This is a genomic window from Butyrivibrio sp. (assembly GCF_017635265.1).
GTDB lineage: Bacteria > Bacillota > Clostridia > Lachnospirales > Lachnospiraceae > Butyrivibrio.
Window position 1 is genome coordinate 1 of sequence record NZ_JAGBLU010000110.1, and the last position, 7,034, is coordinate 7,034.

Annotated in this window: 7 protein-coding genes; all 7 read right to left on the reverse strand. The window is 41.5% G+C overall.

Annotated features, from left to right (window positions below; translation table 11 throughout):
- Positions 1 to 114 precede the first annotated feature (114 nt).
- The gene (locus J6O61_RS13705; RefSeq protein ID WP_292214394.1) at positions 115 to 894 is read right to left on the reverse strand and encodes a biotin--[acetyl-CoA-carboxylase] ligase; all 780 of its coding nucleotides are present in this window, start codon (positions 892 to 894) and stop codon (positions 115 to 117) included.
- A 14-nt stretch (positions 895 to 908) separates the two neighbouring features.
- On the reverse strand, positions 909 to 1,964 hold the full coding sequence (locus J6O61_RS13710) for a glycosyltransferase family 32 protein (RefSeq protein WP_292214399.1): 1,056 nt from the start codon (positions 1,962 to 1,964) through the stop codon (positions 909 to 911).
- A gap of 114 nt (positions 1,965 to 2,078) precedes the next feature.
- Positions 2,079 to 2,411, reverse strand: a complete 333-nt coding sequence (locus J6O61_RS13715; RefSeq protein WP_292214400.1) for a LacI family DNA-binding transcriptional regulator — start codon at positions 2,409 to 2,411, stop codon at positions 2,079 to 2,081.
- Positions 2,412 to 2,499: 88 nt separating this feature from the next.
- Positions 2,500 to 3,960, reverse strand: coding sequence for a sensor domain-containing diguanylate cyclase (locus J6O61_RS13720; protein WP_292214403.1), 1,461 nt, complete (start codon positions 3,958 to 3,960; stop codon positions 2,500 to 2,502).
- A gap of 67 nt (positions 3,961 to 4,027) precedes the next feature.
- The gene (locus J6O61_RS13725) at positions 4,028 to 5,188 is read right to left on the reverse strand and encodes an ATP-binding protein (protein WP_292214405.1); all 1,161 of its coding nucleotides are present in this window, start codon (positions 5,186 to 5,188) and stop codon (positions 4,028 to 4,030) included.
- A 134-nt stretch (positions 5,189 to 5,322) separates the two neighbouring features.
- Positions 5,323 to 6,279 (reverse strand): MBL fold metallo-hydrolase, encoded by a 957-nt coding sequence (locus J6O61_RS13730; RefSeq protein ID WP_292214408.1) that lies wholly within the window; start codon positions 6,277 to 6,279, stop codon positions 5,323 to 5,325.
- Between the two features lie 94 nt (positions 6,280 to 6,373).
- Positions 6,374 to 6,835, reverse strand: a complete 462-nt coding sequence (locus J6O61_RS13735) for a GNAT family N-acetyltransferase (RefSeq protein WP_292214410.1) — start codon at positions 6,833 to 6,835, stop codon at positions 6,374 to 6,376.
- Between the last annotated feature and the right edge of the window lie 199 nt (positions 6,836 to 7,034).

The following is a 7,034-nucleotide window of genomic DNA, read 5'->3' on the forward strand; positions in this document are numbered from 1 at the left end:
AAAATCTTGTAATATCGGAGTTTTTCTACTTTAAGCTAAAGCAGCTGTTGTCCCCCTGCATAGCAGGGGGTTTTATTAAAGATGCTACACAATAAAAATGTCAGCCCTGATTTTTTAGGGCTGACATTTTAATATTTTCTCAATTATTCTCGCTATCAGCTTATTTTTGGTAATCGTGGCTTTTCCACTATCAAAAAGGCTTGAAGCTCTTTCCTTCACATCCTCCGGGAAGCTGTTTATATCCGAGTCAAAGTTTATTCCTATCCCGGCTACGATCCACTGGAGAGTTCCACTGTCAAACTCACTTCCCGACTCAAGAAGGATTCCACATATCTTTTTACCGTCGACATACAGATCATTGATCCCGTCAATATAAGACTCTATGCCGGTAAGCTCTTTTATAGCGCTTATCACGGAATTTCCTACAAAAGATGTAACTTCCTTATAGTCGGTACTGAACAGAAGGTCAGGCCTTAGGACAATGCTCATATAAAGCCCACCTTCAGGTGAAAAGAAAGTATGGTCCTTTCTGCCCCTGCCACCTGTCTGGGTAGCAGCAACTATGACCGTTCCGTGAGCTGCTCCGTTCACCGCAAGCTCTTTTGCCTTATCGCTTGTGGATTTCAGGCTGTCATAGACGTATATATCTGCCATGTCTGCGCCTTCAGACAGATCAGCCTTTATTCCCTCAGCAGAAATAATATCGTTGTTCCCGGTAAGCTTATATCCTTTATTACTGACTGCCTCGATGCAATAGCCTTTTTCGCGAAGGTCTTTTATGGCTTTCCAGATTGCATTTCTCGAAACGCCGCACCGGCCGGCTATCTCTTCTCCGGATGTATATTTTGTTTTGTTGGATTCAAGTATAAACAGTACTTTTTCTGATGTACTCATTTTGCCTCATCTTTTTATTCTATCGATTCAAGAAACCACTGAATCTTCTCATATCGTTCATTCATTGCCTTATGTGCAGGATCCGGAATCCAGCTTCCGTTGTGATGATGAATAGTGTAGCTTAATTCAGTGTTGTAGATAATTCCTGTATCAAAGCTTTTTCCGGTCAGCACCTCGAAGGGATAAACAGTGATATCTTCTACAAATTGAAAGCCACCGTCTTTTTTGAGGCCATGCTTTTCTATTACCTGAGTGTAGCGCACAGGGCAGGTGGAATTATCCCAGGTTCCATCTGCCTTAAGATAAGGTCTTTCTTCATAGCTCTCACAGATTTCCTTAATAACAGGATGTCCCGGCCTTGCCCCCATTCCTGAGCCGCATTCTATGCGGTCCAAAGACTCAAAACTCATATAAGCATCGTTGTAGAGCAGATCATCAATGGGACGGAGCATTTCAACATCAAGGTCCATATAAATTCCGCCATATCTGTAGAGCAGATCCGCCCTTGCATAGTCCGATGCAAAAGCCCAGTTTTTTTGCTCTATCGCCTGCTCAAAGAAAAGGCACCGATCAGGCTTATAGGTCTCCATGTTCCAGATTTTTATCTCGCAGTCAGGAGCATATTTTTTCCAGGACTCAAGACATCTAAGATAGAGCTCCGGCATCGGATCGCCCGAAAACCAGATTGCATGAATGAGCTTTGGAATAACCGGCTTGTCTTGCTTTCGATAATTCAAAGGGGGCTTATTAACTGATAAAAGAAGCATGTCCTCATAAAGAGCTTCAAGATAAATGGACGGGACAGCTTCGAACCCGGAAAGCCTCTCATCTGCCTTAAGCTGGCCAAGAATCTCATCATACCCGGTAACTGCGATCAGAATAGCAGTTTTATTCCGGTCCATCTGTGCCAGTTTTTCTTTATCTGAAGCATCTGCAAATCCCTTTAGATTTTTGATCAGACCACTTTTTTGCAAGAAGGGATACGTGATATTTCTGTAGTGCTTTCCATTTCCCCAGCAGATTATATCTTTAGTTTTCAGCTTTTCAAAATATCTTTCGATTTTGTTCATGTCACCGGCTTAATTGACTTTCTCCACTTAACCCTGGCACCGATCTTGAAATTATCGAAATTCCCCGTGCCGTCTATTATGTCCGCAAGTGCCTGCATCGCAAGATAGCCCCTCTCATAGTTGGGAACACTCACCGTTGTAAGCCCCAGATACTTGGAGGTTGAAATCTTTTTTAACAGCATAATCACTTATGCCGTGAAGAACATCAAAGTAGAACTGAGCGTCAAAATCACTGAAGTTGATGGCTACAGTATTCTTCTTTCTTTTATGAACTGTCTCCTCAGTTCTTTTGGGAACATAACCCAGCTCTCTGGCGGCTTCCAGAATCTTATCTCTGGTCTGCCTTCCCACATTGTTTTTGTTGTTTAATACATTTGATACAGTTGCCTGTGAGACACCACATCTGTCTGCGATGTCCTTTATCCCCACCAATTTATCTCTGCTCATACAAAACTCCTGAAAAAAGCCTTTTCTTAGGAATAACGTCCTAAGAAAAGGCTAATATGACTGCAAACTGTTTTCAAGAACTTTTTAATTAAACCTCTATTACTGTGAATGAATCCCGAGTCTTTTTTGATTCATAAAGAGCTTTATCCGCAGTTGCAATCAGGTTATTTACAAGCTCAGTTCCGAAAGCGCCTCCAAAACTCATGGTAATCTGCACTTTTGAACTTCCATCAAGAGTAATCTCTTTTACCGCCTCCTGCAAATATGTCAGCTTATTCTCAAGATCTTCCTTGGTAATGTCGAAGAAGACCATCATGAACTCATCTCCGCCGTAACGGATGACAACATCATCCTTTCGAACCGACTGTTCCAGTATCTTAGCCACTTTCTTGATGGCTTCGTCGCCACTCCTGTGACCTGCCGTGTCATTGACTTCCTTAAAAAGATCTATATCTGCCATTACCACAGCATTACATGGTTCATATACAAGCTTTTCATCCAAAAACCTTCTGTTTCGGATCTGTGAAAGAGAATCAATATAGACCTCCTCCTCAAACTCGGAAATCATCTTCTGCTGAGCGAGATTCTGGAGCTTGGCATCTGTCGTATCCATGCAGCCATAAACGATATGAGCTATGCTTCCGTCTTCCTTGCGATCACCAACCATAAAGATTCCGTTAAACCAGCGATTTGCACTTTCGCTGTAAAACTCCATAGTTGTGGATCCATGCTCATCTATAGCTGCAAGGACAGTATCCTTATTCAGCCACTCATATAGGCTCTTGCGGAAGCTCTCAGCAACCGATGCATCAACATTGTTTCTAAGGAACTGAAAAGCATCAGGATCCTTAGGAACCATATCCACATATTCATTAGTGCTGATCATACGGTAGCTCATATCACTGACATCAATAAACAAAGAGAAATTAAAGACCTTGCCGATAGCTTCGATGATCTTTACGTGTTCCTCCAGCTCTTGCTGTGCGGTGATATCTCTGTAGCATCCCATATAAATTTCTAAAGAGCCGTCATCTGCGCGTCTTATAAATCTTCCGGCTCCTGTAACCCAAATGATACTGCCGTCTTTCTTCTGCATGCGATAGGTGGCATGTGTAATATCCGGCAGTTCACGATGACTTTTGACCGAATCCCAAAACAGCTTAACAATGGCCTCTTTTTCTTCAGGAACAAGAGTCCTGACCCAGCTGTCAAATTCATTAGGCAGATCGTCAAGGCCGTCGTACCCAAGCATCTGTCTGGTCTCATCATTGAATTCAAAGCTCAGCATATTCTCATCACGGTCAAAAGTACAGAAATACATACCGGCTTTTAGTCCCTTGGCAAACATATCCTCTCTGAATTTGGCGATCAGATATTTGCTGTTAGCCTCTTCTATCCTTCTGTTGCACTCAGCTATGATTTCCTGCTGCTGAGGTGGATATTCCGATACGTCAAATATTGGTATTGTATCGTCCACTTCAATGCTGGCTTCAGCAACAAACTGGCCTACACCATGATCTATACTATTCGCGACTGTAGTATTATCCATTGTGACTCCTTTAAATTTTTAATCAATTTAAAGTGACTTTATGTCCCATATATCAATAATACTACACTTAGTCCTCTCCGCAATACTCGTCCAGAAAATTAAATTTTTTTCCGTTCTTTTTGTAGGTAATGACCCTGTCTACATTTACATTCTCAACACTCTTGAAAATGTTGGCTTCAACGAAGGGATTGTCCTCTTTGAGCCTTGCGATCAGCTTCTTGGTCTCAAGCCTCTTGGAGGATGTAGTTCCATCCTCGTGGCATGTAGAACAGGTATCGGTAAAGTGGCATGCGCACTGCAAAAAATGCAGATCATTATAGTCGCGCCATGTACATATATCGCTCTCCCTAACAAGATAGAGAGGTCTTATAAGCTCCATTCCCTCAAAGTTTGTGCTGTGGAGCTTGGGCATCATGGTCTGAATCTGGCCTCCGTGAAGCATGCCCATGAGAATGGTCTCAATGACATCGTCATAGTGATGTCCCAGCGCTATCTTGTTGCAGCCAAGCTCTTTTGCCTTGCTGTAAAGATAACCTCTCCTCATTCTGGCACAAATGTAACAAGGGCTCTTCTCTATCGTATCCACGGCATTAAAGATCTCACTCTCAAATATAGTAAGAGGGATACCCAGTGCCTTGGCGTTACTTTCGATAAGGGCCCTGTTTTCCTTGTTATAGCCCGGATCCATGCATAAAAATGTCAGCTCAAAATTGCAATGCTTGTGCTTTTGTATCTCCTGGAAAAGCTTTGCCATAAGCATAGAGTCTTTTCCTCCGGATATACAAACGGCGATGTGGTCGCCCTCCTCGATCAGCTTATAAGTCTTACAGGCTTTTGCAAAGGGAGCAAAGAGCTGTCTGTGGTACTTCTTCTGTATGCTCTTCTCTGCCTTTTCTCTCTTTGCCAAAACATCGCCAAACTCGGAAATCTTGGAGGTCACATATCCCGTATAACCACCTTCGAGGCTGTAGCAATCTCTTTTTGCAAGAAAGTCCCGGTCATATAGAAGGTCTCTTGTCTTTCTTCCAAAGTCGCAATAAAAGATAAGCTTCTTATCTCCCGGTATTTCATTTATCTTCTCTTCGGGGTCTTGTCCCTCTTCGTCAAAAGAGATTGCGATTGCTCCGGGGATCATTCCGTAATCCCTTGCTGCCTCATCTCTGATATCTATGATCTCGTAGGATCCGGTATTTAGTTGTTCAATTTCTTTTAATGTTATTTCTTTCATATTGATTACCTGTTTGTTAGGTAATCATTGTATATTACTACACCCTATTTGTCACTAAAAATTGCATTATTATGCATCTTCTTTTAGAGCTTCGATGATGTTGTCGTCCTTTATCTTGTTGATGCTAAAAAAAATCATTTCTTTTCATATCCCGTTATCATGGTGATGATAAAACATGCTACTGTTGCCCATGCAAAAAACTTATGCCATTTCATAAACTGTTTTCTCCTTTTTTCTTCTGCGCTTTTGTGGAATTTCAGCCTGACCTCTTCACCGGAGTGAACGTACTTTAACTGATCGCCCATGATACACTTCATAGACTCATATGCCTTAACTCCGGTGCAGTGACATGTATAAAATGTTGTCCGATACTCCTTAAGTCTTTGGGCCGTATCAATGATCTCATCAATCTCATCATCCGTGTAGTCGGATTTCTTCATCAGATGGAACCCACTGATAACGGCATCCGGACAAGAACCGTATTTTCGTTCATACTCCCCCATGATATTCAGGATTCCATTATGAGCACATCCGGATATGAGGATTTTTCTGTTTCCTTCACTGACTACAACATACTGTTCATGCCTGAACTCATCCTGTACATAAGAGCCATCCACTTTTTCTTTTAACCTGGAATTAGTAAATGGCCGCTTAAATGCAGACTCATCCATCACAAATACAGAGATTTCATCATCTATTACAGTATCCCCATCCAACAGCTTAACCTGTGGAAGATCTGCTATTGCCTTATCAATTCCTATATAGCGATATCTGTCTCTTCCTTCCCTCACATCATCATCTGAGTAATAATCCCCTGTGGCAAGACGCTGCATATATATATCCGCATGTTCATTTATTTTGGCAAAAGAAATAATCCCACCGGAATGGTCATAGTGACCGTGGCTCAATATCACCGTGTCGACTGCACCAAGATCAATTCCCAGCTTAGCAGCATTTTCAAGCGTCTCTTCAGACGGGCCAAGATCAACAAGCATTTTATGCTTCGCCGTTTCAATATAAAAAGACAGCCCATGTGCAGACGTACATCCGGGTACACCTTCGGTATTCTCAATGAGATTTACAATCCGCATATTAAGTTACCTCCCATCGGAATCTTATGTTAGTTCCGTCTAACATTATAATCCAACTCAGCGTCAACGTCCATTATCTCTCAGAGATAACGGTCTAAACATCATATTCCAAAAATGTTCTAAATGGTTTAAAACCTTCAGCTTCATAGAACGTCGCAGCGTCATTAAACGCCCATACATCCAATTCTATTTTGCTCAGTCCACGTTTTTGAGTCTCTTCTTTGACACGTTCTATAAGGGAATGCGCAATACCTCTTCGCCTGTATTCTTTATCCACGCATATTTCAGCAATATGACAGAAGTCTCTTGCGAAGCTGTATGGGGATTCAGGTTTTGAAATATAATCAACCATTACCATTCCAGCTATTTTCCCCTCTTGTTCATCGACAAAAATATCATTATAATCAGAGGATAAATACCATTCGGCATGATCTTCCAATTCCTTACAAAATCCAGGTTTGAATATATCCGGCCTGCCATTAACGTGAATATCATTGACTTGTCTTCTAAGTTCATTTATGGCTTCTAAATCTTTTTTATCTGCTAATCTAATCATATATGCTCCTATGAAACTTATCCGCTGATCTGTATTTCTGACAATATCACTATCTATGTCTTTGTGCATTCTACTGTTAATTAAATGTTCTTACAAAAATCAATTATTTCAGATTTCCTCGGCTCAACATTCTCCTTATACTCAATCGAAGTAAGTCCAAGATGGCCTGAACATTCAATATGTAAATGTCCATAGAAAT